The 1,521-nt window shown below is 63.1% G+C and carries 1 protein-coding gene; it reads right to left on the bottom strand.

The features are described 5' to 3' along the window. Positions 1–23: 23 nt before the first annotated feature. Positions 24–1,367, bottom strand: coding sequence for an IS5 family transposase (locus XH88_RS25695; protein WP_271671041.1), 1,344 nt, complete (start codon positions 1,365–1,367; stop codon positions 24–26). Positions 1,368–1,521 lie beyond the last annotated feature (154 nt).

Below are 1,521 nucleotides of genomic sequence, written 5' to 3'. Positions count from 1 at the left end.
GTCGTCCGTGAAGAACTCTGGCTTCAGGCTGGAATGGCCTGAAGCGCGGCGGTGAGAGCCGAGAGGATTTGGCGCAGCAACAGGCTGAGCCAACGGATGAGGCGGCGGAAGTTGTAGCCGGCGGCGGCGAGAACGGCGTTGGCCGCGTCTCCCTGGCGGAACCAGAGATAGTTGCGACCCATACGATGCTCGGCCTTGAGATGGCCGATGACGGGCTCGACGGCGGCCCTGCGGCGCAATTCGCGCTTGATCCTGGGCGTCACGCCTCGCTTCTGGCCGGAGATGAAGACCCTGAACTTGTGATCGGGTGGCGCATTGTGGCCCCGGTATCCCTTGTCGGCGAGGATGCGCGTGATCGTATTGCCGACGAGCACCTCCATGTCGGGGATCACGGTGGCCAGCGTGTGACCGTCATAGGGGTTGCCAGGCAGCGCCTTCACATGGGTGACGAACTGGCCGCCCTTGGCGTGGCCGATCGTGGTGGCGACAGAGACTTTGACGCCGAACTCGTAAGGCCGATGGGCCTTGCCTTTGCCGATGCACTCGACCTCCGGCGCGTGCAGGGAATAGACCTTCGGCCCGTGCTGATGCTGCTTCTGCTCGCGCACGCGCCGCGCCAGCGCGAGCAGCTTTGCGAACGCCGCTTCGAGCCCGCCGTCACCATCGATCTTGCGGCTGATGTCACGGATGACGCGGCCGAGATAGGTCCGTAGCGTCTTGAGCTTGCGGTTGGCGCGCTTGAACTGCTTGGCGTGGGCATAGCGCTGATGCTGGATCAGAGCGAACTTGCCCACCCGCGCATAGGACTGGCGCAAAGCCATCCCGTGACGCTGCGCCAGCCGTACCAGCTTCTCGCGCGCCCGGTTCAGAAGCTTCGCATCGGTAGGGAATGTCACGTTCTTGGGCTGAACCGTGGTGTCGACGATCACCCGCGACAGCTCGGACGGCTTAATCGCCTTGGTCTTGGTGGCAACCGACAGGCTCTCCTGGATCAGCGCAGCCAGCCGCTCCTCGCCCATGCGGTTACGCCAGCGCGTCAGCGATGAACGATCGAACACCAGCCGGTGCTGGAAGAACTCCTCGCCACAGAAGTATTGGTAATAGGGGTTCTCGACCCACCGCTCGCACAGCACCTCGTCGGAGAGGTCGTAGGTGTGCTTGAGGATCGCCAGTCCCGCCATCAAGCGCGTCGGCAGCGGCGGCCGGCCGGGGTCATCGGTGTAGACCTCGCCGAACCGCTCTTCCAGGAACCTCCAATCCACCGTCCGCCCCAGCGCCACCAGCGGATGTTTCATGTCGATGATCTGATCAAGCCGAGAGCGGAAAAGATCCTGCTCTCCCGTCTCGCCCCGCTCCCGTGGTCGCATCTCGCCCCTCGCCAAAGCAGTCTGAGACGAGTGAATCACAAATCAAGTTTGCAAGGAATCCCGCTCCAAAGGCCCGCTTTCCGGCAAATCCAGTCACGGCAAAACACCGCTTCTGGATTCCAAATCAACGGCTTGGGAGTTCTTCACGGACGAC

The organism is Bradyrhizobium sp. CCBAU 51627, assembly GCF_028128765.1.
Classification (GTDB): Bacteria; Pseudomonadota; Alphaproteobacteria; order Rhizobiales; family Xanthobacteraceae; genus Bradyrhizobium.
This window is presented reverse-complemented; position numbering and strand designations above follow the sequence as displayed.

Coding starts and splice junctions, on each gene's coding strand:
- XH88_RS25695 (WP_271671041.1), bottom strand. CDS start 1,367: ATGCGACCACGGGAGCGGGGCGAGACGGGAGAGCAGGATCTTTTCCGC.